The organism is Streptomyces sp. NBC_00316 (assembly GCF_036158715.1).
Lineage (GTDB): Bacteria > Actinomycetota > Actinomycetes > Streptomycetales > Streptomycetaceae > Streptomyces.
In genome coordinates this window covers 5,604,432-5,628,349 of record NZ_CP108023.1, presented here as the reverse complement: position 1 = coordinate 5,628,349, position 23,918 = coordinate 5,604,432, and the positions used below count along the sequence as shown (strand labels likewise).

Annotated in this window: 26 protein-coding genes, 1 tRNA gene and 1 riboswitch; of the genes, 8 read left to right on the top strand and 19 right to left on the bottom strand. The window is 68.9% G+C overall.

The annotated features are described in order from the left end of the window. Window positions 1-5: 5 nt before the first annotated feature. The 6 genes from OG878_RS25070 to OG878_RS25045 form a co-directional block, all read right to left on the bottom strand. Entirely contained in the window at window positions 6-251 is a 246-nt protein-coding gene (locus OG878_RS25070; protein WP_328888850.1) for a hypothetical protein, read from the bottom strand. Beyond that, window positions 248-1,996, bottom strand: coding sequence for an FAD-dependent oxidoreductase (locus tag OG878_RS25065; RefSeq protein WP_328888849.1), 1,749 nt, complete (start codon window positions 1,994-1,996; stop codon window positions 248-250). The genes OG878_RS25070 and OG878_RS25065 overlap by 4 nt, the downstream gene beginning before the upstream one ends. Then, a complete protein-coding gene (locus OG878_RS25060) occupies window positions 1,993-2,736 on the bottom strand; it encodes a ferric reductase-like transmembrane domain-containing protein (RefSeq protein ID WP_328888848.1) in 744 nt (247 codons plus the stop codon). The genes OG878_RS25065 and OG878_RS25060 overlap by 4 nt, the downstream gene beginning before the upstream one ends. A 593-nt stretch (window positions 2,737-3,329) precedes the next feature. Beyond that, a complete protein-coding gene (locus tag OG878_RS25055) occupies window positions 3,330-3,515 on the bottom strand; it encodes a hypothetical protein (RefSeq protein WP_328888847.1) in 186 nt (61 codons plus the stop codon). A 282-nt stretch (window positions 3,516-3,797) separates the two neighbouring features. Beyond that, window positions 3,798-4,376: a TetR/AcrR family transcriptional regulator gene (locus OG878_RS25050; protein ID WP_328888846.1), complete on the bottom strand. Its 579-nt coding sequence runs from the start codon at window positions 4,374-4,376 to the stop codon at window positions 3,798-3,800. Continuing rightward, window positions 4,373-5,875, bottom strand: a complete 1,503-nt coding sequence (locus OG878_RS25045) for an MFS transporter (RefSeq protein WP_328888845.1) — start codon at window positions 5,873-5,875, stop codon at window positions 4,373-4,375. The genes OG878_RS25050 and OG878_RS25045 overlap by 4 nt, the downstream gene beginning before the upstream one ends. A 184-nt stretch (window positions 5,876-6,059) precedes the next feature. On the opposite strand from OG878_RS25045, the gene OG878_RS25040 reads away from it, so the two are divergent. Further along, window positions 6,060-6,362 (top strand): hypothetical protein, encoded by a 303-nt coding sequence (locus tag OG878_RS25040; protein WP_328888844.1) that lies wholly within the window; start codon window positions 6,060-6,062, stop codon window positions 6,360-6,362. A gap of 349 nt (window positions 6,363-6,711) precedes the next feature. Here the strand turns inward: OG878_RS25040 and OG878_RS25035 are convergent, their stop codons facing one another. Beyond that, entirely contained in the window at window positions 6,712-7,146 is a 435-nt protein-coding gene (locus OG878_RS25035; RefSeq protein WP_328888843.1) for a hypothetical protein, read from the bottom strand. A 253-nt stretch (window positions 7,147-7,399) separates the two neighbouring features. Continuing rightward, window positions 7,400-8,878 carry a DUF445 domain-containing protein gene (locus OG878_RS25030; RefSeq protein WP_328888842.1) on the bottom strand — a complete coding sequence of 493 codons (1,479 nt, stop codon included), beginning with the start codon at window positions 8,876-8,878 and terminating at the stop codon, window positions 7,400-7,402. A 151-nt stretch (window positions 8,879-9,029) separates the two neighbouring features. Between OG878_RS25030 and OG878_RS25025 the strand changes: the two genes are divergently transcribed. Further along, a complete protein-coding gene (locus OG878_RS25025) occupies window positions 9,030-10,322 on the top strand; it encodes a GDSL-type esterase/lipase family protein (protein WP_328888841.1) in 1,293 nt (430 codons plus the stop codon). Window positions 10,323-10,451: 129 nt separating this feature from the next. Here the strand turns inward: OG878_RS25025 and OG878_RS25020 are convergent, their stop codons facing one another. The 4 genes from OG878_RS25020 to OG878_RS25005 all read right to left on the bottom strand — a co-directional run bounded on the left by OG878_RS25020 (window position 10,452) and on the right by OG878_RS25005 (window position 13,918). After that, complete coding sequence (locus tag OG878_RS25020) at window positions 10,452-11,126, bottom strand: DUF1707 SHOCT-like domain-containing protein (RefSeq protein ID WP_328891375.1); 675 nt, start codon at window positions 11,124-11,126, stop codon at window positions 10,452-10,454. A 100-nt stretch (window positions 11,127-11,226) separates the two neighbouring features. Continuing rightward, a complete protein-coding gene (locus tag OG878_RS25015; protein WP_328888840.1) occupies window positions 11,227-12,207 on the bottom strand; it encodes an ABC transporter ATP-binding protein in 981 nt (326 codons plus the stop codon). A gap of 42 nt (window positions 12,208-12,249) precedes the next feature. Next, complete coding sequence (locus OG878_RS25010; RefSeq protein ID WP_328888839.1) at window positions 12,250-13,125, bottom strand: ABC transporter permease; 876 nt, start codon at window positions 13,123-13,125, stop codon at window positions 12,250-12,252. After that, complete coding sequence (locus tag OG878_RS25005) at window positions 13,118-13,918, bottom strand: ABC transporter permease (RefSeq protein ID WP_328891374.1); 801 nt, start codon at window positions 13,916-13,918, stop codon at window positions 13,118-13,120. The genes OG878_RS25010 and OG878_RS25005 overlap by 8 nt, the downstream gene beginning before the upstream one ends. A gap of 191 nt (window positions 13,919-14,109) precedes the next feature. On the opposite strand from OG878_RS25005, the gene OG878_RS25000 reads away from it, so the two are divergent. Continuing rightward, window positions 14,110-16,446, top strand: a complete 2,337-nt coding sequence (locus OG878_RS25000; protein ID WP_328888838.1) for a transglycosylase domain-containing protein — start codon at window positions 14,110-14,112, stop codon at window positions 16,444-16,446. Window positions 16,447-16,472: 26 nt separating this feature from the next. On the opposite strand, the gene OG878_RS24995 is transcribed toward OG878_RS25000, so the two are convergent. The 3 genes from OG878_RS24995 to OG878_RS24985 form a co-directional block, all read right to left on the bottom strand. Next, the gene (locus tag OG878_RS24995; RefSeq protein ID WP_328888837.1) at window positions 16,473-16,793 is read right to left on the bottom strand and encodes a DMT family transporter; all 321 of its coding nucleotides are present in this window, start codon (window positions 16,791-16,793) and stop codon (window positions 16,473-16,475) included. A 36-nt stretch (window positions 16,794-16,829) separates the two neighbouring features. Then, a riboswitch (guanidine-III (ykkC-III) riboswitch) is annotated at window positions 16,830-16,895 on the bottom strand. Window positions 16,896-16,951: 56 nt separating this feature from the next. After that, complete coding sequence (locus OG878_RS24990; RefSeq protein ID WP_030923137.1) at window positions 16,952-17,290, bottom strand: GroES family chaperonin; 339 nt, start codon at window positions 17,288-17,290, stop codon at window positions 16,952-16,954. A gap of 55 nt (window positions 17,291-17,345) precedes the next feature. Further along, complete coding sequence (locus OG878_RS24985) at window positions 17,346-17,666, bottom strand: DUF3618 domain-containing protein (protein ID WP_328888836.1); 321 nt, start codon at window positions 17,664-17,666, stop codon at window positions 17,346-17,348. 127 nt (window positions 17,667-17,793) lie between these two features. Here OG878_RS24985 and bcp point away from each other — a divergent pair, with 127 nt between their 5' ends. From bcp to OG878_RS24965, 4 genes are all read left to right on the top strand, one after another. Further along, window positions 17,794-18,279 (top strand): thioredoxin-dependent thiol peroxidase, encoded by a 486-nt coding sequence (bcp, locus tag OG878_RS24980; protein WP_328888835.1) that lies wholly within the window; start codon window positions 17,794-17,796, stop codon window positions 18,277-18,279. Window positions 18,280-18,433: 154 nt separating this feature from the next. Then, the gene (locus tag OG878_RS24975; RefSeq protein ID WP_328888834.1) at window positions 18,434-19,054 is read left to right on the top strand and encodes an HNH endonuclease; all 621 of its coding nucleotides are present in this window, start codon (window positions 18,434-18,436) and stop codon (window positions 19,052-19,054) included. Further along, window positions 19,051-19,887: an HNH endonuclease gene (locus tag OG878_RS24970; protein ID WP_443049163.1), complete on the top strand. Its 837-nt coding sequence runs from the start codon at window positions 19,051-19,053 to the stop codon at window positions 19,885-19,887. Before OG878_RS24975 ends, OG878_RS24970 begins: the two co-directional genes overlap by 4 nt. 11 nt (window positions 19,888-19,898) lie before the next feature. Then, window positions 19,899-19,973, top strand: a tRNA-Leu gene (locus OG878_RS24965). Window positions 19,974-20,025: 52 nt separating this feature from the next. Here OG878_RS24965 and rdgB read toward each other — a convergent pair. The 4 genes from rdgB to OG878_RS24945 all read right to left on the bottom strand — a co-directional run bounded on the left by rdgB (window position 20,026) and on the right by OG878_RS24945 (window position 22,225). Then, window positions 20,026-20,628: an RdgB/HAM1 family non-canonical purine NTP pyrophosphatase gene (rdgB, locus tag OG878_RS24960; protein ID WP_328888833.1), complete on the bottom strand. Its 603-nt coding sequence runs from the start codon at window positions 20,626-20,628 to the stop codon at window positions 20,026-20,028. A gap of 35 nt (window positions 20,629-20,663) precedes the next feature. Then, window positions 20,664-21,062, bottom strand: a complete 399-nt coding sequence (locus OG878_RS24955; protein WP_328888832.1) for a hypothetical protein — start codon at window positions 21,060-21,062, stop codon at window positions 20,664-20,666. 102 nt (window positions 21,063-21,164) lie between these two features. Then, window positions 21,165-21,902: a ribonuclease PH gene (rph, locus tag OG878_RS24950; protein WP_328888831.1), complete on the bottom strand. Its 738-nt coding sequence runs from the start codon at window positions 21,900-21,902 to the stop codon at window positions 21,165-21,167. Window positions 21,903-21,991: 89 nt separating this feature from the next. After that, window positions 21,992-22,225, bottom strand: coding sequence for a glucose PTS transporter subunit EIIB (locus tag OG878_RS24945; protein ID WP_037692518.1), 234 nt, complete (start codon window positions 22,223-22,225; stop codon window positions 21,992-21,994). Window positions 22,226-22,448: 223 nt separating this feature from the next. Between OG878_RS24945 and OG878_RS24940 the strand changes: the two genes are divergently transcribed. Further along, window positions 22,449-23,759 carry a PTS transporter subunit EIIC gene (locus OG878_RS24940; protein ID WP_328888830.1) on the top strand — a complete coding sequence of 437 codons (1,311 nt, stop codon included), beginning with the start codon at window positions 22,449-22,451 and terminating at the stop codon, window positions 23,757-23,759. The last annotated feature ends 159 nt before the right edge of the window (window positions 23,760-23,918 follow it).

Sequence of the window (23,918 nt, the reverse complement as noted above, 5' to 3'; positions counted from 1 at the left end):
TTTCGTCAGCGGACCGTGGGCGAAGAGCTGGGGGCGTCCACGGTGTCCCTCTCCATGGCGGGAACCTTGCTCGGCGGCATCGGCTGGGCAGTGACCAGCACCCGCCCGTAGGCGCCCATGGCCACCACCATCACGGCCAGGATCAGCAACCACCGTATGCGCAGACGGGCCGGCAGGCTCAGCGCCCACGGCAACGGACCGCCGTAGGGTGGCCGCCCGGAACGTCGTTTGCGGTTGGCACGGCGACTCAACGGCGTCTCCTTCTGTTCGCGGTCCGCGAGTCCGGACGCGCACGTCCGATCTCGTCCCGATAGGCGAGGAGTTCGAGGGGCATGTCGAAGGCGACTGCGGCCACTGTCTGCGGACCGTAGGAGGTCGAGCGGCTGTAACGGGCGACGAAACGCTCGGAACGCAGTGATCCCTCGACCACCTCCACTTCCGTGCCCAGCGCCGGGATACCGACGGCCTGGATGCGGGTACCGTGCTGCTCCGACCAGAAGCGCGGCACGGGCGTGAAGCGCGCGGCGCGCTCAGGCCCGCGCAGCAGCGCGTCGGCGGCGTGCTGCCCCATCTCGACGGCGTGGATGAGGTGCTCGACGCGACGTGGCTCGGCGTCGAAGCGGGGGTTCGGCCAGCGAGCCACATCGCCCGCCGCAACCACGCGCCGAACAGTCCGACCCCACTGGTCGACCACATGGCAGGTAGGACCGCAGAGCACACCGTCGGAGACATCGAGACCGCTGCCCCGCAGCCACTCGGTCCGCGGCACGCTGCCCAGGCCCAGCACCACGAAGTCGCAGTCGAGCACCTCGCCGTCGCTCAGCCGCAGTCGGAGCCCGTCCCCGTGGTCCTGCCAGTCCCTGATCTCCACGCCGAGCCGGACGTCGACACCCGCCCGGCGCTGGATGTCGCCGACGACCTCGCCGATCTCGGAGCCCAGCACTCGGCGCAGCAGCGGTGCGCTGTGCACCACCAGGGTGACGTCCATCCCGTGCTCCCTGGCAGTGCAGGCCAGTTCGCAGCCGACGAATCCACCGCCCAGGATCACCACGTGGTGGGCTCGCGCAGCAAGCATCGCGCGGCGCACCGCGTCGGCGTCCTCAAGGGTACGGATGGTGCGGACCCGCTCGCTGAAGACCGGCGCCTCGGGGAGGCGCTTGGCATCCACTCCGGTGGCGATGACCAGCCCGTCGAAGGGCAGAAGCTCGCCGCCGCGCAGTTCCACCGAGCGCTTCTCAATGTCCAGGCCGACCATCCGGGTGTCCAGCAGCCAGTGGGCGTCCAGCGCCTCATCCGCGCGAAAGGTGAGATCCTCGCCGCTCAGATCGCCGGACAGGTACTGCTTGGACAGCGGCGGGCGGCTGTACGGACGGCGGGCCTCCTCGCCCACCATGACGAGTTCGCCGTCGAAGCCGCGCTCCCTGATCCTGGTCGCTGCGCTCACGCCCGCCAGCCCGCCGCCGGCGACGACGATGCGCTTTCGGCTCGCGCGTGCCGCGGAGCCGCTGCGCAGCGGGCGCGCGGGTCGTCGATCACCGGCGGAACCGCCGGCCGTACTCTGGCCGCCGCGGATCGTGATGGCCTGCATGGGGCAGCAGCGCACGGCCTGCCGCGCCTGTGCCGCGAACTCGGCCGGCACGCTCCGGGTGTAGTGCAGGGACCCGCCTTCGGAAACCCGGAAGACTTCGGGGGCCTCCTGTTGGCAGATGCCGTAGATGTGGCAGCGATTGTTGTCCACGCCGACCCGCACTGGCTCGCCCTCCGGAACCAGCACGGGATGTACGAGTTCGAAAGAGTCCGATTGCACGGGCTCCCGATGAGCGGGTTCCGGCCGTTGCACCGGTCGCGCGAGGGGAGACGGCTGCATGTACCGCTGCGGGTAGGGGTGGCCGGGCTGGGTGTGCGGCTGAAGCTGATGGCCCGGCGGTTCCGCCAGCGGTACCGGTGCGGCGTTGACGGGCATGGGGTACCAGGGGCCGGTGTGAGGTTCCGTCATCTGGAGGCTCCTGATTCACCGGGGAAAGCACGTTGCCGCAACCTGGAGCGTGACGGAAAAATGCGGATCAGGAACGTGAGCAGGCAGGTGCCGGCTCCGACGGCGATGCCGATCGCCACGAGGTTCTCGTGCCGCGGCTCCGGGTGCACCAGAAAGATATGCAGCCAGATCAGGGCGAAGGCCACATAGGCGAGCTGGTGGAACCTCAGCCAACGGTGGTAGCCCAGGCGGCGTTGCAGCCAGACGGAGCAGGCCACGGCAATGGCGAGTTCGGTTCCAAGTATGCCGAATCCCACCGGAATGCGCTGGACCCCACCGACGAACGGAAGGGTCAACTCATGCACACCCATCTGCCAGATCGGCTGATAGAGGAAGGTGAGGCCGTGGACCGAACCGAAAATCAGGGCAGAGAGCGCCAGCGTCATGTGGGTCCCGTAGAAAGTAGCCCGGTTGACAGTGCGCTGCATGAAGCGGAGTCGCAGAACGACTCCGAGGACAACGGTGGCGACCATGAGCACATAGGCGATGATTGCCGCCAGCCTGGCGATCTGGTGTACACCCGTGTCATATGGGATGTTCTTGCCGTACGCGTCCAATGGAGATCCCGGTACCGGGGGCGCGGCAGCGGTCGCGGGGAACGCAAACAGCACAGAAGCGGCAAGAAGCGCGAACAGAACGCCGAACAGACCCGCCAGCGCGGGAGCAATCCGTCGGCGGCGCACAACCGCAGTCGTTGTCATCTCCTGGACTCCCTGCATCGACGCGCCCATGGGTGCGGTACGGCAAAGGTCAGGACCAGCTTTCCTGCGAAAGCAGGTTTTCGTAGCCGAAAATTCGCCCCATGATTACCGGCACCAACTCCCGGGTAACCTTCACACAAAAACCTTTTCCCCAGTGGAGCACGTTACTTCGGGCGCAGACGCTACACCAAGATTTGAGGTGGGTCGATCCGCACCAGACGAGCCAGGTGGAAGTGGGCGAATGGGATAAAGATTGAAGTATCAGCAAAATTCCTCCCGCCTGGACTCGCCGTCTCTGAGTACCCTCTGAGTTCCTTCTAAGCGCTTGATTTCAGCTGCCTTATCCGCGTCGAATTTCGGGCCGCCAATTCCCGTTCCCAAGGAAGCAGGGTTCGTCGATCACCTGAAGCGGGTGCCATGGGGAGGTCACGGCACCGTCCTCTTTCCCGTCGCCGATCGAGCACAGCCTCTCAACTCCGGAGGTGGGCGGACCGTCCCTCCCGGTGACACCTGCCTCCGCACACGGCCCCATCTGCCTCCTCGTTTTCAAGGAGCTAAGGAGCTGGGGAGCACGTAGGTGTGACGCCACGGCGTCAGCGGTAGTCCTCGAGGTGGCCCTGCATCCACGTGTTGATGCGGTCGCGGGTGCCGAACGGTTTGGAGGGGTGCTTCTCCACGTTGACTCCGGAGGTGTCGCCATTCAGCGTCCTGCGCCGGGTGGCGATCCGGACAACGGGCTCCCCGAAGTGGTCCGTTCCGCCGTTCGGATATGCCTTCATCGACGCTTCCAGGGCCGTCAGTTCGTCGTGGACCCGGCTCAGGAAGGAGGCGCAGTCGCCCGCACCCAGGGTGCAGGTGTCGTCCAGGGTTGCCTGGAGAGTGGCGAACGCGTCGCGGATCTGCGCGGGCCTGCGCCGATCACTCCCGAAAAGGCCCCGAGAACATGCGGGACGCCGAAACCGACCAGGGTGAACTGGCCACCGGCGGACCTCAGGAAGCGATCCCGACTCACGCTCCGCCCGTTCGCACCCAACCATCCCTGCCTGTATCGCTCCCGCCCTTCATCCGGTGATCAGCGTCTGGAGCGCGGGCGCGTACAGATCGGCGAGGCGTTCGGGGGTCTCCAGCGATGCCGCGCCCTCGCGGTGCAGGCTCAACGTGGCGCCCAGGCCCAGCAGATGCCCGGCGATCAGCTCGGCGCGCAGGGTGCGGTCGCTGCCGGGGAGGCGGGCGGTCAGCGCCTCGGTGACCTGTTCGTGGAAGCGGTCGCGCAGCAGTGAGCGTTCGTCCTGGTTGCCCAGGGAGTACACGACGCGCAGGAGCGGGTCCAGCTGCTGTTCGCGGCGGCGGCGCACGAGGGTCACCACCATGTGGCGGCCCAGCATCTCCAGGGGTGCGTCGAAGAGTTCCCCGGCTGCCGGTCCGAAGTCGGCGACGATGTTGAACAGTTCTTCCTTGCGGCCGAAGTGCTTCACGACCAGGGAAGGGCTGACTCCCGCGTCCGCGGCGATCCCCCGGATGGTCACCTCGGCGTACGGGCGCAGGGTGAACGCCCGCCGGGCCGCCCGCAGGATCGCGTCCCGGCCGGTCCCGGGGTCGGCGGGTGCCGGAGCCGGAACGGTGGCCTGGCTGCCGGTCATGCGCCCTCCTCGATCGTGACCGCCCGCGCACCGCCTCTGCGGTCGCCACGGCTCTCCTCGACCGTACCCTCAGGGGGCGTACGCGTGCCCGGCAGGAACAGCGTGACCGCCAGCGCCAGCAGTGCCGCACCCGCCGCGATCAGGAAGACGACCTGGTAGGCATGGAGCGTCGGGGCCGTCCGGCCGCCCACCCGGAACGTGATGTCGGCGAGGACCGCCGCCACCGTCGCGCTGCAGAACGCCTGGCCGATCGACCTCATCAGCGTGTTGAGTCCGTTGGCCGCACCCGTCTCGCCGACCGGAACCCCGCGCATCACGAGCGCGGGCAGCGCCGAGTACGCGATGGCCGTGCCCGAGGCGACGACCGTCGCACCTGCGATGATCAGCCACAGGCTGTGGCTGGTGAAGTACCGCACCACATAGCCGGTGGCGATGATCCCCGCCGCCAGCGACAGGCTGACCTTCGGCCCGTAGGCCGCCGAGATCCGCGCCGACACCGGCGAGAGCGCCACCATCGCCACACCGCCCGGCAGCAGGCAGAGCCCGCTGACGACGAGCGAGGCGCCGAGCCCGTAGCCCGTCGCCTTCGGCTCCTGCACCATCTGGGCGGTGACCAGCGAGTTCGCGTAGAAGGCGAAGCCGATCAGCAGGGCAGCGATATTGGTGAGCAGGACGGCCGGGCGGGCCGAGACCCGCAGGTCGACCATGGGCGTCGTGACGCGGAGCTCGTACGCACCCCAGAGCAGCGCCACCACCACGGCCGCGACGAGCAGACCGACCGTACGCGTCGACGTCCAGCCCCAGTCGGCGCCCTGCGTCACCGCGAGCAGCAGGCAGACCAGGGCCGCGGACAGCCCCAGTGCGCCGACGGCGTCGAAGCGGCCGCGGGTGCGCAGCGGCGACTCCGGTACGCAGCAGAGGACCAGCACGATGTCGATGAGGCCGATCGCTCCCGACACCCAGAACATGGTGTGCCAGTCGAAGTTCTCCACGACAAGTGCCGCGACCGGCAGGCCGACGGCAGCGCCGATGCCGAGCGTCGAACTCATCAGGGCGACCGCGGAGAGCACCCGCTCGGGCGGGAGTTCGTCGCGCAGAATGCTGATGCCCAGCGGTACGACGGCGAGCGCGGCGCCCTGGAGGGCCCGGCCGGTGATCAGTACGCCGATGTGGGAGCTGACCGCGCACAGCACCGAGCCCGCCACCAGTACGGCGAGCGAGGCGACGAGCACCCGCCGCTTGCCGTACATGTCGCCGACCCGGCCCAGGACGGGCGTGAAGACGGCCCCGGTGAGGAGCGTGACGGTGACCAGCCAGCTCGCGGCGGTGGGGGTCGCGCCGGTGAGGGCCGGGATGTGCGGGAGGAGCGGGACGACGATCGTCTGCATGACCGCGACGACGACGCCGCAGAAGGCCAGGACGCCCACGGCGAACCGGGGGTGGTGCGGGGTCCGGGTCTGCCCGGCAGCCCCGTCGAGGGCGGATATGTCCGCGGACATGCATGCTCCGTACGGTGCTCGGTAGTGGTGCGGGTGGCGGAACCATGAGGAGGTGCACATGCGTTCACCCCAGGGTAAACGCATGTGCACCCCCTCCCGCAATCCGGCGTCCGCCCACCGCGTTAGCCTCGGAAGTCCGGCAAGACACGAAGAACCGGACAGTGAGAAGGCGAAGGTGGCGACAATGGCGAAGGTTCCCGCGGCTGCGGTGGCGGCGAGCGGACTGGTCGGCGGATACGCGATCGCGCGGTGGACCAAGAAGCGGCCGCTGGGCGGAGTCGCACTCGCCGCCGCCGGGTCCGTCGCCGCGTACGAGTGGAACCGGCAGGCCGGGCCCCGCGCGGCCACCGCTCTGACCACGGCGTACGTCGTCGCGTTCGCCGGTTCGCACCCGCTGGCCAAGAAGCTCGGCGCCTGGCCGGCCGTCTTCACCGTCGCGGGCACGGTCGCCGCCGCATCGTGGGCGGTCACCCGCCGCGCTGCCTGAGCGCGATTGCCCGAAATCGTGCCCGGCGCCCGGGCTCTGAACCGAGCGGGGTCCGGTCACTGCGGCTTCACCGGCGAGGGGAGATCAGCCGCCCTGGCCCTGCGGGCGAGTGCGGCAGGGCGGCGCGGAGTGATTTTCTCGCGGGGCTGAACGCGGGAGCGGTGGGGCGCGTATTCAAGACCACTCCCCCGCGTAAGCCGGGTGCGTACCCGTACGACAGGACGGGTACGCACCCGGAACCCTCACCGGAGCAGGCGCACAAGCGCCGCCGGAAATCGACGACGACACACTGAGTGAGTCACTCCTGGGAGACGACTGCCCCCTTGAGGATCAGTAATCTCTCTCCGATTCAGGCGGTAGCCGCTCCAGCGGGAGCGAGGGATGTCTTCACCAGCCTTCCCGACCTGTTGATCAACAGATCGGGGACGTCATCCTCGTAGAAGCGAATGTGCCCGATCACTCCCTCGGTGCTGGAATTCCACGCGAGTCGCTCCGCGAGCGAATCCAGCTCGGGGAGGAATTCGGCGTGCACCTCCTGGCGCGCCGTCAGCGACCACCCGCTGTCCGTCCGGGCGAACTCGCCCACCAGGACCCCGCCGATTCGCGCCGCAGGTCCGCGCGCCGCAAGCAGGGGGAACACATCGCCCGTCTCGCCGACGGGGTCCTCCGCTTCCCTCTCGCCGCCGGCCTCGATGCCGAGGTGCCATCGCAGATCGGCGAGTACGGAGCCGGGTACTGAGGCATGCAGGTCAAGGGCGAAGTCCACGGCGTACACGTCACTCATGTCCGCAGCCTAAGGGCTGTCCCGTAATCCCTGGTGGATCAGCGCGCGGCGTCAGATGCGGTGCATCGCAAGGCGGAGGGACATCCGCATACTGGGCGTATACGGGCGTTCCGACAACGCGGCGAGGTGCCGTAGCTGACGCCGCGCGCCCGCCGGGGGTTACGGGACAGCCCTTAATACTCCGGCGGTGGTCAGCTCGCTGTCGTGTCCGAGCAGCCGCGCGCAGGACGGAACCGCGCGCCGCACCCGGTGACTACGCGCCGAACGCCCGCGACACCGTATAGATCAGCAGCCCGGCCAGCGCACCCACCACCGTGCCGTTGATCCGGATGAACTGCAGGTCGCGGCCGATGTGCGCCTCGATCTTCTTCGACGTCTGATCCGCGTCCCAGCTCGCGACCGTGTCGCTGATCAGCGACGTGATCTCCGTGCGGTACGTCGTGACGACATACACCGCCGCGTCCTCCAGCCAGCCCTCCAGCTTCGCCTGGAGCCGCCCGTCCGTCGCCAGCCGGGCCCCCAGCGACATCAGCGAGGCGCGCGCCCGCAGCCGCAGTTCGCTCTGCTCGTCCTCCGCCGCCGCAATGATCATGCTGCGCACGGACGACCAGGCCGACGCGATGACGTCCTGGACCTCGCGGCGCCCCAGGATCTCCGACTTCAGCCGCTCCACCCGCGCCCGGGTGTCCGAGTCGGTCTGCAGGTCGGCCGCGAAGTCGGTCAGGAACGTGTCGATCGCGCCGCGCGCCGGATGCCCCGGCATGTCCCGCATCTCCGTCACGAAACGCAGCAGCTCCTTGTAGACCCGCTCCCCCACGCGCCGGTCGACGAACCGCGGCGTCCACCCGGGCGCCCCGCCCTGCACCGCGTCCATCACCGAGTCGCCGTGCAGCACCAGCCAGTCGTGCGCCCGTACGCAGAGCAGGTCCACGACCCTGCGGTGGCCGCCGTCCGCGACGATCTTCTCCAGCATCTTGCCGAGACCCGGGCCGACCTCCGCCGCGTTCGCCCGCCGGGTGATCGCCTCGCCGACCACCGCCTGGACGTCGGAGTCGCGCAGCACGGTCAGCGCACCGCGCAGCGCGGTCGCCAGCTCGGCAGTGACCCGGTCCGCGTGATCCGGCTCCGCCAGCCAGGCACCGAGCCGGCCGCCGACGGCCAGAGCGTGGATCCGGCCGCGTACGACATCGCCGGAGAGGAAGTTCTCCCCGACGAAGGAACCCAATGAGGCTCCGAGCTGGTCCTTCTTGGTAGGGATGATCGCGGTGTGCGGGATCGGCAGGCCCAGCGGACGCTTGAACAGTGCGGTGACGGCAAACCAGTCGGCCAGCGCACCCACCATCCCCGCCTCGGCGGCCGCGGCGACGAAGCCCGGCCAGCCCACCGCACCCGCGTTCTTCGCCCAGGTGGCAAGGACGTACACGAGCGCGACGAGCAGGAGGAGCCCCGTGGCCGTGGTTTTCATACGGCGCACGCCGCGCCGCTTCTCCTCGTCCGCGGCGGTGTACGCGAAGGACGCCAGGGGGGCGGGGCGCCGGGAGCCGGGAGTGGCTGTTCCGGCAGATGTGGTGGATGAGCCGGGGGTGGTGCGTGCGGCGACGGAGGCCGGGCGCGGGCCCGCGCCCGGTTCCAGGGCCGGGTCAGGGCCCGCACCCGGATGCGACATGTCCGCCCCGGGCCACGGCTCCCCGTCGCCGTGCTCCTCGGGTCCGGTCCGTTCCATCCGTTCCATCCGCTCCACCCGTCCGCGTACACGTACGCATCGCCCCCGGTGCCCGTACGCATTGTCCTTACCCGACCTACTCCCGGGCCGCATATTGAGTTCCCCGCGCCCTGCCTCATCATGAGATCAGCCCCCTTCAGCACGAGGAGACACGCCGCCCATGCCCAGGAGCCAGGGAACCGCCCTGCTCGTCGCCCTCGTGGCGGGAACCGCCGCGCTCGTGGCATACGCCACGGCCGTGCTGTTCTACGGTTCCGCGCCGAAAGGGGTCAGCACGGCGTCGGCCGCCCGTTCGCCCGTCGCGCCGGCCCACTCCAGCGGTGTCTGGATCGGCACCTGGGCCGGCGCACCCGCCCTCGGTGTGGCGGACACGGACGTGGACACGCACGCGAACGCATACGCCAGCACGAGCACGGACTGGCCCGCCGGCCATGACCCGACGCGGCGCACCATCCGTAACGTCGTGCACACCAGCATCGGCGGTGACGCCGCCCGCATCACCCTCTCCAACCTCTTCGGTACGCGCCCGCTGCTCATCGACGAAGCCACCGTGAACACCCGGCCCGTCACCTTCCGCGGCGCGCCGACCGTCACGATCCCGGCGGGCGGGCAGTTCGTCAGCGATCCCGTCGTCGTTCCCGTCGCGGCCGACGCCGACCTCGTCGTCACCCTGCGCGCACCCACCACGTCCGGGCCCGTCACCATCCACCCGAACACCCACCAGACGTCGTACGTGGAGGACGAGCACGGCACCTGGCGCAGCACCCTGTGGCGCTATCTCACCGCCGTGGACGTCCGCAACGACACCGCCGCCGGGGCGATCGCCGTCATCGGCGACTCACTGAGCGCGGGCAGCGGTTCCACCCTCGACGTGAACGGCCGCTGGCCCGACGTGCTCTCCGACCGGCTGCACGGCCGGTACGGGGTGGTCAACGAGGGCATCGCCGGCAACCGCATCCTGCTCGACGGGCAGGGCATCGGGGCGAGCCACGGGCAGCGGGCGAGCGCGCGCTTCGACCGTGATGTGCTGGGTGTCGCCGGAGTGAAGACCGTCGTCATCGCGCTCGGCATCAACGACGTGCAGCTGTTCCCGCAGGAACGGGACCCGCAGCGGATCGCCGACGCGCTGGCGGACCTGACCGAGCGCGCCCACGCCCACGGGCTGCACGTCGTCGGGGCGACGCTGACGCCGCACGAGGGGTCACGCAACTGGGCGCCCGCGCAGGACGCCGTACGGACGCAGGTCAACGCGCTGATCCGGGCGGGCGGCATCTTCGACGACGTCGTCGACTTCGACAAGGCGGTACGCGACCCGCGCCGGCCGAGCCGGCTCCTTCCGCAGTTCGACAGCGGCGACCATCTGCATCTCAACGACCAGGGATATCTGCGGCTGGGACAGCGGGTGGATCTGCGGACCCTGTACCGGGAGAGGGCGATGTCCGACCAGCTCTGACCGAAGACGTCCGGCGCGGCCCCTCCGACCGGAGACGCCCGGCCGGCACCGACGACGTCATCCGCAGGCACGCACGGCAGTGCGCATCGCGGCCGGGCGCACCACCGTGCCTGAGCGGCCGGGCAGGGTCTATGCGTCCCCGGGGCCCTTCTTCAGCTGCCGGGACCGCTCCTGCGCCTTCAACTGCTGCCTCTCCGCCTTCGTCCGCTTGCGCTCCACACCGACTCCGCCCATCAGCACGAAGCCGGTGATCCGCACCCGCGGCGAGCCCGGCGAGGGGACGCCCGCACCCATCGCCCGGTCACCGAAGCCGCCCATGATGCCGGTGCCGGTGACCTGGACGTCCAGCTCCGGCGGGACCGTCACCTGCATCCCGCCCATGATCGCGAAGCAGCGGATCACCACCTCGCGGTCCTCGAAACGGGCTTCGCGCAGATCGATCTCGCCGCCGCCCCACATGGCGAACGCGGTGAAGATCCGGCCCACCGTCCACGTACCCCTGCGCCCGAAACCGCCCCAGAAGGCGAACGCACCCCTCGACGTGGCGGGACCGCCGATCCGTTCCGCCCAGTTGACGGCAGGCGAACCCGTCCGGGCCGCGGGCACGCTCCCCGAACCCACCGGCGCCACCGCTGCCCCCGGCGCCGGAAGATCGCGGACCAGCGGCTCCAACTCGCTGTGCGTACGGGCCTTGTAGGCGGCTTCGAGCCGCTGCTCGAACTCCTCCATCTGCAACCGGCCCTCGGCCACCGCGTCGCGCAGGGTCTCGGCGATACGTTCACGCTCGGCGTCGGAAGCACGCATGTCCGGAGATTCGCTCGTCATGCGAAACACCCTATTGAACACGCCCGTTCACGTCACCGATCCGCTGCCGCCCACACCCCGCCGGCCCGGATCCACGCCGTCACACACCGTCGGCCGACGCGTACATCTTCGCGATCACGGCCTCGATGTCCGGCTCCCGCACGGACAGGTCCACCAACGGATAGTCCGCGGCGATCCGCGCCACCAGCGGCGCCGCCGAACCGGACGCCGGGAAGGCCAGCCACTGCCTCGGCCCCTCCACCTTCACCGTGCGCACCGACGGCTCCGACTCCAGCCGGATCGGCGGGAGTTCACGCTCCAGATCGACGACCAGGGTGCGCTCGCTCTCGCCCACCTCATGCAGGCCGGCGAGCGCCCCGTCGTACATCAGACGGCCGTGATCGATCACCATCACCCGCCGGCAGAGCTGCTCGATGTCCGTCAGATCGTGGGTGGTCAGCAGCACCGTCGTACCCCGCTCGGCGTTCAGGTCCCGCAGAAACCCACGGACCTTGGCCTTGGAGACCACGTCGAGGCCGATCGTCGGCTCGTCCAGATACAGCACCTCAGGATCGTGCAGCAGCGCCGCCGCGATATCGCCGCGCATCCGCTGCCCGAGCGAGAGCTGCCGCACCGGTACGTCCAGCAGCTCGCCCAGATCGAGGAGTTCGACACACCGGTCCAGGTTCCGGCGGTAGCGGGCGTCCGGGATCCGGTACATCCGGTGCACCAGCCGGTACGAGTCGCGCAGCGGCAGGTCCCACCAGAGGGTGGTGCGCTGGCCGAAGACCACACCGATCCGGTGGGCCAGCCTCGTACGCTCCCTCGAAGGGTCGATGCCCGCGACCCGCAGCCTGCCGCCGCTCGGCGTCAGGATGCCGGTCAGCATCTTGATGGTGGTCGACTTGCCCGCGCCGTTCGGGCCGATGTAGCCGACCATCTCGCCGCGCGCCACACGGAAGCTGATTCCGTCGACCGCGCGCACCTCGCGGCGCTCACTGCGCAGGAAACCCGTCCTGCGGCGTACGTCGAAGACCTTCTCGACACCGTCGAGCTCGATGAAGTCCGTATCCGTGTCCATGCCTCGTCCTCGCCCTCGTCCTCGTCCCGCCTGCCCCGCTCTTCAGTTGCCCGTGCTGCGGTACGAGCGCAGGCCCGCCCGCCACGCCGCCCCCGCCAGCACCCAGCACACCCCCGCCACCACCGGCGGCAGGAACGCCACCCACTCCGGCAGCCCCAGCGGGTACGGCCGGCCCAGCACGTACAGCGCGGGCAGCCAGTTCACGAAGGCCAGCGGCACGACGAACGTCACCCCGCGCACCAGATCCTTCGCGAAGACCGTCGGCGGGTACTGGAGGAGCGTGTTCCCGCCGTACGTGAAGGAGCTCTGCACCTCGGCGGCGTCCTGCGCGAAGAACTGGAACGCCGCCCCGCCCACGAAGACCGCCCCGAAGATCGCCGCCCCGCTCAGCAGCATCAGCGGCACCACCGCCGCCCGCACCGGTGTCCACGCGATGTCCAGCGTCACCAGGGCGTAGCCGAGCACCAGCAACCCCTGCGTGATCCGCCCCAGCCTGCGCAGCGCGAACCGGTCCGCCGCCACCTGGGCGAGCACCGGCACCGGGCGCACCAGCAGCGTGTCCAGCGTGCCGTCCCGGACCCGGCGGCCCAGCCGGTCCATCGACCCCAGCACCAGATCCGCCAGCCCGAACGCGGTGCCCGACGCCCCGTACAGCAGGGCGATCTCCGGCAGCGAGTAGCCGCCCAACTCGTCGACGTGCGCGAACATCAGCATGATCGCGACGAAGTCGAAGAAGGTCGCCGCGAAGTTCCCGAACGTCGTCATGACGAACGAGGCGCGGTACGCCATCGTCGAGCGCAGCCACATCGAGGCGATCAGCCCGTACGCACGAACCCCTTCGACCAGCCTCGGCCGCTCGGCGAACACCGCCTCCGGCCGGGCGTCGACCTCCTCGGCAACCTCGGCAACCTCAGCCACCCTGAACCACCACCCTCCGCGTCGCCACCGACTGCACCAGCCGCCCCGTCAGCAGCAGCGCCAGCGCCCACCCGCCCTGGAACGCGAACGCCTCCACCAGCCCCCACCCCGTGTGCTTGCCGAGGAAGACGTCGGCCGGCACCTGCAGCAGCGCCGACCACGGCAACGCCCGCGCCACCTCGCCCAGCGCACCCGGGAACAACGTCAGCGGAAGCAGCATCCCGGAGAAGAACATCCCTGCCAGGAAGGCGATCTGCGCCGCGCCCGCCCCGTCCATCAGCCAGAACGCGGACAGCGCCACCAGGTAGCGCACCGCGAAACTGACCACGACACCGAGCGTCACCGAGACCAGGAAAGCCAGCCAGATCCCCGGCGACACGGGCAGCGCCAGCGGGAAGGCCAGCGCGCCCAGCACCATCGGCACGATGCCGCGCGCCAGCAACTGAAACGCCGCCCGCCCCAAGTCCCCGGCCAGCCACCACATTTGGAGATCGACCGGCCGGTAGAGGTCGATCGCGACATCGCCGGTACGGATCCGCTCCATCAGCTCGTCCTCGAAGCCGCCGCCCATCATGGCGCAGGTGGCGAGCAGCGCCTGTCCCAGCCACACGTAGGTGAGCGCCTGGGACATGTCGTAACCGCCGAGCTGCGGCCGCTCGTTCCACAGCGCCGTATAGGTGTACGCCAGGATGAAGCCGAAGACGGTGTTGGTGAACACTCCGGCCGCCGTGGCGATCCGGTAGGTGGAGTAGCGCCGGTAACCGCCCGCCGCAACCATCGCGTACAGCCGCACCTCAAACGCCCCCGCAATCGTTCGCACTCGGACGCCCTACGGCGTCTGGCACCAAAGCGCACGACCTTAGTCCAGCGGGAGCAGCCGCCGCGACCGCTTTTCGACCCCCCTTCCGGAGGTCGATCCAGGGCCTATCCCATAGAAAAGTGCACTATGGGGGAATTGACCGCGGCCGAGGAGTCTTCACCGACATGAGCGACGAGCCACAGCAGCAGAGCGGAGCCTCCGGAGACGGGAACTGGGCCCCGAGAGACCTGCCTGCCGGACCCGGCGCCCCCGCAGGCCCCGCGGCCGCGCCCGGAGGGAAGAAGGGGCGCGGAAACCGCCCCAAACGCACCGGCTGGCGGCGGGCCGTCCCGACCTGGAGGGTCGTACTCGCCACGCTCCTGGTGGTCGCCCTGGTCCTGATCGGCGGCTTCATCGCCGGGTACTCACTCGTCGGCATCCCTCCCGCCAACCCCACCGCCACCGCGCAGTCCAACGTCTACCTCTACGAGGACGGCTCCGTCATCGCCCGCGACGGCGACGTCAACCGGGAGAACGTCACCCTCTCCCAGGTCCCCCTCCACGTGCAGCACGCCGTCCTCGCCGCCGAGGACCGCAACTTCTACTCCGAGCGCGCCGTCGACATCAAGGCCATGATCCGCGCAGGCTGGAACACCCTCACCGGCAAGGGCAGACAGGGCGGCTCGACCATCACCCAGCAGTTCGTGAAGAACTATTACCTCGGCCAGGAACAGACCGTCCTGCGCAAGATCAAGGAGTTCTTCATCGCGATCAAGCTCAACCGGGAAGTGAGCAAGAGCCAGATCTTCGAGGGCTACCTCAACACCAGCTACTTCGGCCGCAACGCCTACGGCATCCAGGCCGCCGCCCAGGCGTACTACGGCAAGGACATCGGCGAGATCACCACCGCCGAAGGCGCGTACCTCGCCTCCCTCCTCAACGCCCCCAGCGTCTACGACGTCGTCGTCCACCCCGAGAACAAGGCCGCGGCCGTCGCCCGGTGGAACTACGTGCTCGACGGCATGGTCAAGGAGAACTGGCTCAGCCCCACCGAGCGCGCCACCATGACGTTCCCCGTGCCCGGCAAGGTGAAGACCTCCACCGGACTCTCCGGGCAGCGCGGGTACATCGTCCAGGCCGTCAAGGACTACCTCACCACCCACAAGGTCATCGACGAGAAGACACTGGCCACCGGCGGCTACCGGATCACCACCACACTCGAGAAGAAGAAACAGAACGCCCTCGTCGAAGCCGTCAACGACAACGTGATGTCGCAGACGAGCAAGGAGCGCACGGCCGACCGCAACGTCCGCGCCGGCGGCGCCTCCATCGACCCCGCCAACGGCCGGGTCGTCGCCCTGTACGGCGGCATCGACTACACCAAGCAGTACGTCAACAACGCCACCCGCCGCGACTACCAGGTCGGCTCCACCTTCAAACCGTTCGTCTTCACCTCCGCCGTGGTCAACGACGCCACCACCCGGCACGGCCGGCGCATCACCCCGTACACCATCTACGACGGCTCCAACAAGCGCATGGTCCAGGGCCCCGACGGGCCCACCGGATACGCCCCCGCCAACGAGGACGACATCGACTACGGGCGGATCACGGTCCGCGCCGCCACCGACAAGTCCGTCAACGCCGTCTATGCGCAGATGGCCGAGGACGTCGGCCCCGAGAACGTCAAACGGACCGCCATCGCCCTCGGCATCCCCGCAACCACCCCCGACCTCAGCGCAACGCCGTCCATCGCGCTCGGCACCGCCACCGCCAGCGTCCTCGACATGACCGGGGCGTACGCCACCCTCGCCAACCACGGCAGGCACCGCGCGTCCACCCTCGTCGTCAGGATCAGCAAGAACGGCGAGGACCTCGCCCTCCCCCACCGGAACACCGAACGGGCCGTCAGCCGCGAAGCCGCCGACACCACCACCTCGATCCTGCAGAGCGTCGTCGACAACGGCTCAGGAACCGCAGCCCAGGCCGCCGGCCGCCCCGCCGCCGGCAAGACCGGCACCGCCGAGGAAGACAAGGCCGCCTGGTTCGCCGGCTACACCCCCGACCTCGCGACCGTCATCGCCGTCATGGGCCAGGACCCGGACACCGGCGTGCAGACACCGCTCTACGGAGCACTCGGCCTGCCCCGCGTCAACGGCGGTGGCGCCCCGGCCCAGACCTGGGCCCAGTACACCGGCGCCGCGCTGCAGGGCACCAGCGTCCAGGACTTCGACCTCGAACTCCAACGCGGCGCCGAAGAACCACGCCTGCCCACCGACTTCGAGACCGGCCCGACCGAAACCGGCACGCCGTCCGCAACCCCGTCCAGCACACCACCGAGCAGCCCGGCCGGCACCCCGCCCGCCGTCCCGACGCCACCCGCCGGCAGCGAACCCGCGACCGAGCCCGAGCCCACCGGCCCCCTGTTCGGCGGAGACGGCGACAACGGCGCAGAGGACCACAACGGCATCCACGACTTCCTCCCCCGGGGTGCCGACAGCACGGACCCGACACCCAGCGGCTGAAGAACACCCGGCGGCGGCCTCACGGCTCAGTGACCCGAGGTCGCCTTCAGCCCCACCACGGCCACCAGCAGGAGCGAGACGAAGAAAATCCGGGCGACGGTCACCGGCTCGTGCAGCACCACCATGCCGAGCACCGCCGCCCCCGCCGCACCGATACCGACCCACACGCCGTACGCCGTACCGATCGGCAACGACTTCGCCGCCTGCGACAGCAGCACCATGCTGGCCACGATCCCGAACCCGGTGAACACACTCGGCCACAGCCGGGTGAACCCGTCGGTGTACTTCATCCCGATCGACCAGCCCACCTCCAGCAGACCGGCCACAAGCAGCAGAACCCACGCCACGACGGCACCTCCGACACCACAGACACGGACATCACGGGTGCGTCGTCTTTGCGGAAGCCCGGTACGGCGCGTCTCGTCGGGGTCCCACCAACGTAGCAAATACATGCAGATGGCCTGGTGACGCCAGTCACCAGGCCATGCATCACAGATGTCGGGGGCTACAGATACAACCCGGTCGAATCCACCGAACCCTCGAACCGGTCCGCCGCCACCGCGTGCAGATCCCGCTCCCGCATCAGTACGTACGCCACCCCGCGCACCTCGACCTCCGCACGGTCCTCGGGGTCGTACAGCACCCGGTCACCGGGCTCAACCGTCCGCACATTCTGGCCGACCGCAACCACCACGGCCCAGGCCAGCCGACGACCGACCGCAGCCGTCGCCGGAATCAGAATGCCGCCGCCCGAACGCCGCTCGCCCTCGGGCGTATCGGACCGGACCAGCACGCGGTCATGCAGCATGCGAATGGGCAGCTTGTCGTCGGTGTTCTCGCTCACGACCCGTAAACCTACCTGCCCGACGCCGCCGCGCACGCCTCCGGGGTCAGCCTTCTCAGCGCTTCTTGCGCCGCACCGACACCGTGACCAGCCCGACCACACCGACGGCCAGCAACACCGTCGGAATCACCCGCTCCAGACGCGCCGCACCGTCCTGCGACACGAACCGCGCCTTCACATCGGACACCGTCCTGTTCACCGCGACGAACGCCCGCCCGGCAGTCCGGTCCACGGCCTCGACAGCCTTCGCCTTCGCGTCACCGATGATCGTCTTCGGGTGCACCCGCACCCCGATCTCATCGAGCACCACCGCAAGCTGTTCACGCCTGCGGATGATGTCCGCCTCGATCTGCGCAGGGGTCCTGGCATCCGACACTGCGCCGCCTCCGTGGTCCTCGTCCGGTAAACCTTCGTCGACAGTCTGTCAGCTCGACGGGCCGCGCACCCGGCGGCACCCCTATTACCCTCGGTGCCGTACACGCCACACGCCCCTGAGGAGAACCATGAGCGAGCGACTCCAGCCCGGCGACACCGCCCCGGACTTCGCCCTGCCCGACGCCGACGGCAACACCATCTCGCTCGCCGACCGCAAGGGCCGCAAGGGCCGCAAGGGCCGCAAGGTCATCGTCTACTTCTACCCGGCCGCCCTCACGCCCGGCTGCACCAAGCAGGCCTGCGACTTCACCGACAACCTGGAGCTCCTGGCCGGCGCCGGATACGACGTCATCGGGGTCTCCCCCGACAAGCCGGAGAAGCTCGCCAAGTTCCGCGAGAAGGAAAACCTCAAGGTCACACTCGTCGGCGACCCGTCCAAGGAGACGCTCGAGGCCTACGGGGCATTCGGCGAGAAGAAGCTGTACGGCAAAACGGTGACGGGTGTCATCCGCTCCACGGTCGTCGTCGACGAGGAGGGCAAGGTCGAACGGGCCCTGTACAACGTCAAGGCGACCGGCCATGTAGCCAAGATCATCAAGGATCTGGGTATCTGACATACGGCTCCGACCTGCCGGAACGGCCCGCACCGCGGCGGAGAAGCGGTGCGGGCCGTTCCGCATTTTTTCGGATATCGGACGTGACTCTCCGATAAACGGTTCGTTACTCCGTACGAGACCGCGAACACGCGGCCGGGAACGGAGGGGATCGATGGCGGTTCGATACACCCGCGAGCTGCTCGAAGAGGCAGCACGTGAAACGACCAACTTCGACGACGCGGTCCGCTGGTGCGGGGGAACGCCCACGGCGGGCAGCAGGCGCTACCTCCGCCAGAAGATGACTGAGGCGAACATCGACACATCGCACTTTCCGAAGAAGTGGGTGCGCTACACCGAGCAGGCTCTGAGGGAGGCGGTCGCGGCCTCCGTCTCGGTAAAGGACGTCTTACAGCAATTGGGCATCAGTCCGGTCGGCGGCAGCCACACACACATCAGCAGGCGAATCGCGGCGCTGGGCATCGACATATCGCACTTCTGCACGCGCCGAGGCCGTATCAAGGGCTCACGCGGGAATCCGCTCGTACTGGGCTCACCGCAGGACGGACGGATCCCCGGTGCGCGGCTCCGCCGAGAACTCCTCCGAATCGGAGCATCGGAGTGCTGCGCGATGTGCAGCACCGGCACCGACTGGAATAACAAACCACTCCGGCTTGAGGTCGATCACAGGAACGGCGACTGGTGGGACAACCGTCCGGAAAACCTACGGTTCCTCTGCCCCAACTGCCATTCGGTGACAGACACTTATCGGGGCCGGAAGCGGAGGACGGTGTGAGCTCGCCCCAATACACACGCGACCGGCTGGCGCGCACCGCCGCCGAGTCATCCAGCATGGTGGATCTGATGCGCAGACTCGGCGCCACACTCGGGAGTGGACCGCGCAACTACCTGAACAAGCGCCTGCGGCACTACGGCATAGACACATCCCATTTCCGGGAGGAGCCACTGCCGGAGCGAGAACGCCGCTCGTACTCGAAGGAACTCCTCATCGAGGCTGCGGCACAGTCCCACAGCATCCGGGAAATGCTGGAGTACATGGGCTACCCGCCGCAAGACAGCCCGTACGGCCATATCCGCAAGAAGCTCGATCAGTACGGCATCGACACCTCACACTTCGGGCGTGGCCGCCGATACGGCGTGACTCTCCTGCCCCGAGACAAGTTGGGCGTTGCTGTGTCGGCGTCCTCGAGCATCGCCGGCACCCTCAAGCTTCTCGGCCGTGTCGACAACGGCGCCGGCCGCGCTCTCGTGAAACGGAGCGTCGAAGCGCACGGCATCTCAACTGACCACTTCACAGGGCAGGGCCACTTCCTCGGGGTCTCCTCCCCGTCCCGCAGACCTGCGGTCGACGTGCTGAGGCAGCTCGACCCGCCTTCACCCCGGACGAGAACCGCTCTTCTGCGACGCGCGCTTGATGATCTCGGCGTCCTGCACATTTGCACTGCGTGTGGCATCGGCGATGTCTGGCAGGGCAAGCGCCTTGTCCTGGAGATCGACCACATCAACGGCGACCGAATCGACAACCGTCGCGAGAACCTGCGGTACCTGTGTCCGTCGTGCCACAGCCAGACCGAATCCTTCTCGAACCGACGTGGCCGCGCACAGTAGAGTGTGCCCGCGGGTCCGTACCCCAGCTGGCTAGAGGGCGCCGGTTTAGGTCCGGTGTGTCGTGGGTTCGAATCCCACCGGGCCCACAGGCAAGAAGCGGTCGCCACCTTCGAAATGAAGGTGGCGACCGTCTGTGCGTCAGCCCACCAGCTCCCGCACCACCGGCACCAGCGCCCGGAACGCCTTCCCGCGGTGGCTGATCGCGTTCTTCTCCGCGGCCGTCAGCTCCGCGCACGTCCGGGTCTCGCCCTCCGGCTGGAGGATCGGGTCGTAGCCGAAGCCGTTCGTGCCGGACGGGGTGTGGCGCAGGGTGCCGAGGAGGCGGCCCTCGACCACACGCTCCGTGCCGTCCGGGAGGGCGAGAGCCGCCGCGCAGGCGAAGTGGGCGGCGCGGTGGAGGTCGTCGATGTCGGAGAGCTGGGCCAGCAGCAGGTCCAGGTTGGCGAGGTCGTTGCCGTGGGTACCGGACCAGCGGGCCGAGAAGATGCCGGGGGCGCCTCCGAGTACGTCGACGCAGAGGCCGGAGTCGTCGGCGATCGCGGGGTGGCCGGTGGCCTGCGCGAGGGCGTGGGCCTTGAGGAGGGCGTTCTCCGCGAAGGTGACGCCGGTTTCCTTGACGTCGGGGATCTCGGGGTATGCGTCCGCGCCGACGAGTTCGTGGGGCAGGCCGGCGTCGGCGAGGATCGCGTGGAGTTCGTTGATTTTCCCGGCGTTGCGGGTGGCGAGGATCAGGCGGGTCATGTGCCGATTATCGCGGGGGCGTGCCGGGCCCGGTGCTACGAGGTGCAGACGTTGCCGATCTCCTTGGCGGCGTCGGTGACCGGGGTGATGTCGGGGGTGGCATCGCCGTTGTCGATGGCGGTGCGGACGTTGTTGACGCCGGCCTGGAGGTCGTCGACGGCCTTGCCGAGGTCGGCGTTGTCGGTCGTGTCGCCGAGGTTGCCGAGTTCCTTGTCGATCTGGTCGAGGGCCTCGGACGCCTGGGTGGGGTCGTTCGAGGCGTTGGAGACGGCCTGCTGGAGGTTGCTGACGCTGGTGGCTATGGCATCGGCGGTGCGGACGCAGTCGAGAGCCTTGTCGACGGCGCCGCAGCCGGTCGCTGTGGCGAGGGCGAGGGTGAGGGTGGTCAGGGTCAGCGCGATGGTGGTGCGGCGGTGGCGGGTGGCCTCGGCCATGGTGCGGTTCCTCCCCGGGTGCGGATACGCGGACGGGCGCACGGTTCGATCCGTGCGCCCGTACGCGTAACGACGCTCTGGGGTGCGTACTTGGTTGCTTCTTTACTCGCCGAGGGTGCGGGCGAGCGCCAGGTGCTGGTGCGCGGTGAGGTCGACGCAGCCGGCGGTGGCGAGGTCGAGGAGCGCGTTGAGTTCCTTGCGGTCGAACGGTTCGGCCTCGGCGGTGCCCTGGACCTCGACGAAGCGGCCGTCGCCGGTGCACACGACGTTCATGTCGGTCTCGGCGCGGACGTCCTCCTCGTAGCAGAGGTCGAGGAGGGGGGTGCCGTCGACGATGCCGACGCTGACGGCGGAGACGGTGCCGGTGAGCGGTTTGCGGCCATGCCGGATGAGCTTCTTGCCCTGGGCCCAGGTGACGGCGTCGGCGAGGGCGACGTACGAGCCGGTGATGGCGGCGGTGCGGGTGCCGCCGTCGGCCTGGAGGACGTCGCAGTCGAGGACGATGGTGTTCTCGCCGAGGGCCTTGTAGTCGATCACGGCGCGCAGGGAGCGGCCGATGAGCCGGCTGATCTCGTGGGTGCGGCCGCCGATCTTGCCGCGCACGGATTCGCGGTCGCCGCGGGTGTTGGTGGAGCGGGGCAGCATGGAGTATTCGGCGGTGACCCAGCCTTCGCCGCTGCCCTTGCGCCAGCGCGGGACGCCTTCGGTGACGGAGGCGGTGCAGAAGACCTTGGTGTCGCCGAAGGAGATGAGGACTGAGCCCTCGGCGTGCTTGCTCCATCCGCGTTCGATGGTGACGGGGCGGAGCTGTTCGGGGGTGCGGCCGTCGATACGAGACATGGCGTCGAGCCTATCGGCTGTGCCGCAGGCCCCGGTCCGGGTGGGAGCGGGGCCTGTGGGGTGCGGAGCCGGACGGGCTCAGTGGGTGGTCACATCATGTCTTCGATGTCGGCGGCGATGGGGTCGGCGTCGGTGCCGATGACGACCTGGATCGCGGTGCCCATCTTGACGACGCCGTGGGCCCCGGCGGCCTTGAGCGCGGCTTCGTCGACCTTGCTCGGGTCGATGACTTCGGTGCGGAGGCGGGTGATGCAGCCTTCGATCTCTTCGATGTTGTCGATACCGCCGAGCCCGGCGACGATCTTCTCAGCCTTGCTGGCCATGTCGTTTCTCCCTGCTGTTCGCGTCCGCGTGCCGGCCCACCGTGGGTCCGTTTCGTCACGGTAACGCACGGTTGGCCCAACTTCGCGGGCGAGCTGTCGACCCATCACCAATGATGACGATCATCGGCGCCCTGTCTTTTCGGGCGGGCTCCGCACCGTAACGCAACTGGTCTACACCAGTTTGCACCGACCGCCAAACGTGGCCCGTTCCGGGAGGACGCCGATGAGCTCAGACAGCGTCGCCCTGCCGCGGAAGCAGTGGTGGAGCGGTCTCTTCCAGGGCCTCCAGAAGATGGGGCGCAGCCTCCAGCTCCCGATCGCGGTGCTGCCGGCCGCGGGCATCCTCAACCGGCTCGGCCAGGACGATGTGTTCGGCAACAAGGGGCTCGGCTGGAACGACGTCGCGAAGGTCTTCGCCGCGGCCGGTGGAGCACTGCTCGACTCCGGCTTGGGTCTGCCCCTGCTGTTCTGCGTCGGCGTCGCGATCGGCATGGCCAAGAAGGCGGACGGCTCGACGGCGCTCGCGGCGGTGACCGGCTTCCTCGTCTATTACGCGGTGCTGCACGCCTTCCCGGTGGACTGCGCCCCGGGCTCCACCTTCACCGACGGCGGCACCTGGTTCGGCACCTGTGTCACCGGCGACGCGAAGGTGACGGCCGCCGAATACCAGAACCCCGGGGTGTTCGGGGGCATCGTCATGGGCCTGCTGTCCGCCTGGTTCTGGCAGCGGTACCACCGGGTCAAGCTGGTGGACTGGCTGGGCTTCTTCAACGGCCGCCGGCTCGTGCCGATCATCATGGCGTTCGTCGGGCTGCTCTTCGCGGCCCTGTGCGCCTGGCTGTGGGCGCCGGTCGGCGACGGCCTGACCAGCTTCTCCAAGTGGCTGACCGATCTGGACTGGCTGGGCTCCGGCATCTTCGGTGTCGCCAACCGCGCGCTGCTGGTCATCGGCCTGCACCAGTTCCTGAACACCTTCGTCTGGTTCCAGTTCGGCGACTTCACCAAGCCGGACGGGACGGTCGTGCACGGCGACATCAACCGGTTCCTGAACGGCGACCCGACGGCCGGGCAGTTCACCACGGGCTTCTTCCCGATCATGATGTTCGCGCTCCCGGCGGCAGCTCTGGCGATCTACCACTGCGCCAAGCCGCATCGCCGGAAGGCGGTCGGCGGCATGATGCTCTCGGTCGGTCTGACATCGTTCGTGACGGGTATCACCGAGCCGATCGAGTACTCGTTCCTCTTCGTCGCCCCGCTTCTGTACGCCATCCACGCGGTGCTCACCGGGGTGTCGATGGCGGTCAGCTGGGCGCTGGGCGTGAAGGACGGCTTCAGCTTCTCGGCGGGTCTGATCGACTACGTCATCAACTGGAGCCTGGCGACGAAACCGTGGCTGATCATTCCGATCGGCCTCTGCTTCGCAGTGGTGTATTACATGCTGTTCCGATTCGCGATCACCAGGTTCAACCTTCAGACACCCGGGCGCGAGCCCGACGAACTGGAGGCGGAGATCGAGAAGGACCTCGTCAAGTAGGCCGCCGACCAGGATTGCGCCCGGCAGGCAAGGGCCCTCGGACCTCAAGGTCCGGGGGCCTTTCGTCATGTCACGGCAGGTATCGATGAGCTACTGCGAAGTAGTGGACATTTGCATGTTCCTTATCCCACCCACACCGTGCTAAAACTGGTCTACACC

Excerpts from the sequence above, each read along its gene's own strand:
- OG878_RS25065 (WP_328888849.1), bottom strand. The coding sequence starts at position 1,996 with ATGACGGAACCTCACACCGGCCCCTGGTACCCCATGCCCGTCAACGCC.
- OG878_RS25060 (WP_328888848.1), bottom strand. The coding sequence starts at position 2,736 with ATGACAACGACTGCGGTTGTGCGCCGCCGACGGATTGCTCCCGCGCTG.
- OG878_RS25055 (WP_328888847.1), bottom strand. The coding sequence starts at position 3,515 with ATGAAGGCATATCCGAACGGCGGAACGGACCACTTCGGGGAGCCCGTT.
- OG878_RS25050 (WP_328888846.1), bottom strand. The coding sequence starts at position 4,376 with ATGACCGGCAGCCAGGCCACCGTTCCGGCTCCGGCACCCGCCGACCCC.
- OG878_RS25045 (WP_328888845.1), bottom strand. The coding sequence starts at position 5,875 with ATGTCCGCGGACATATCCGCCCTCGACGGGGCTGCCGGGCAGACCCGG.
- OG878_RS25040 (WP_328888844.1), top strand. The coding sequence starts at position 6,060 with ATGGCGAAGGTTCCCGCGGCTGCGGTGGCGGCGAGCGGACTGGTCGGC.
- OG878_RS25035 (WP_328888843.1), bottom strand. The coding sequence starts at position 7,146 with ATGAGTGACGTGTACGCCGTGGACTTCGCCCTTGACCTGCATGCCTCA.
- OG878_RS25030 (WP_328888842.1), bottom strand. The coding sequence starts at position 8,878 with ATGGAACGGATGGAACGGACCGGACCCGAGGAGCACGGCGACGGGGAG.
- OG878_RS25025 (WP_328888841.1), top strand. The coding sequence starts at position 9,030 with ATGCCCAGGAGCCAGGGAACCGCCCTGCTCGTCGCCCTCGTGGCGGGA.
- OG878_RS25020 (WP_328891375.1), bottom strand. The coding sequence starts at position 11,126 with ATGCGTGCTTCCGACGCCGAGCGTGAACGTATCGCCGAGACCCTGCGC.
- OG878_RS25015 (WP_328888840.1), bottom strand. The coding sequence starts at position 12,207 with ATGGACACGGATACGGACTTCATCGAGCTCGACGGTGTCGAGAAGGTC.
- OG878_RS25000 (WP_328888838.1), top strand. The coding sequence starts at position 14,110 with ATGAGCGACGAGCCACAGCAGCAGAGCGGAGCCTCCGGAGACGGGAAC.
- bcp (WP_328888835.1), top strand. The coding sequence starts at position 17,794 with ATGAGCGAGCGACTCCAGCCCGGCGACACCGCCCCGGACTTCGCCCTG.
- OG878_RS24975 (WP_328888834.1), top strand. The coding sequence starts at position 18,434 with ATGGCGGTTCGATACACCCGCGAGCTGCTCGAAGAGGCAGCACGTGAA.
- rdgB (WP_328888833.1), bottom strand. The coding sequence starts at position 20,628 with ATGACCCGCCTGATCCTCGCCACCCGCAACGCCGGGAAAATCAACGAA.
- OG878_RS24955 (WP_328888832.1), bottom strand. The coding sequence starts at position 21,062 with ATGGCCGAGGCCACCCGCCACCGCCGCACCACCATCGCGCTGACCCTG.
- rph (WP_328888831.1), bottom strand. The coding sequence starts at position 21,902 with ATGTCTCGTATCGACGGCCGCACCCCCGAACAGCTCCGCCCCGTCACC.
- OG878_RS24945 (WP_037692518.1), bottom strand. The coding sequence starts at position 22,225 with ATGGCCAGCAAGGCTGAGAAGATCGTCGCCGGGCTCGGCGGTATCGAC.
- OG878_RS24940 (WP_328888830.1), top strand. The coding sequence starts at position 22,449 with ATGAGCTCAGACAGCGTCGCCCTGCCGCGGAAGCAGTGGTGGAGCGGT.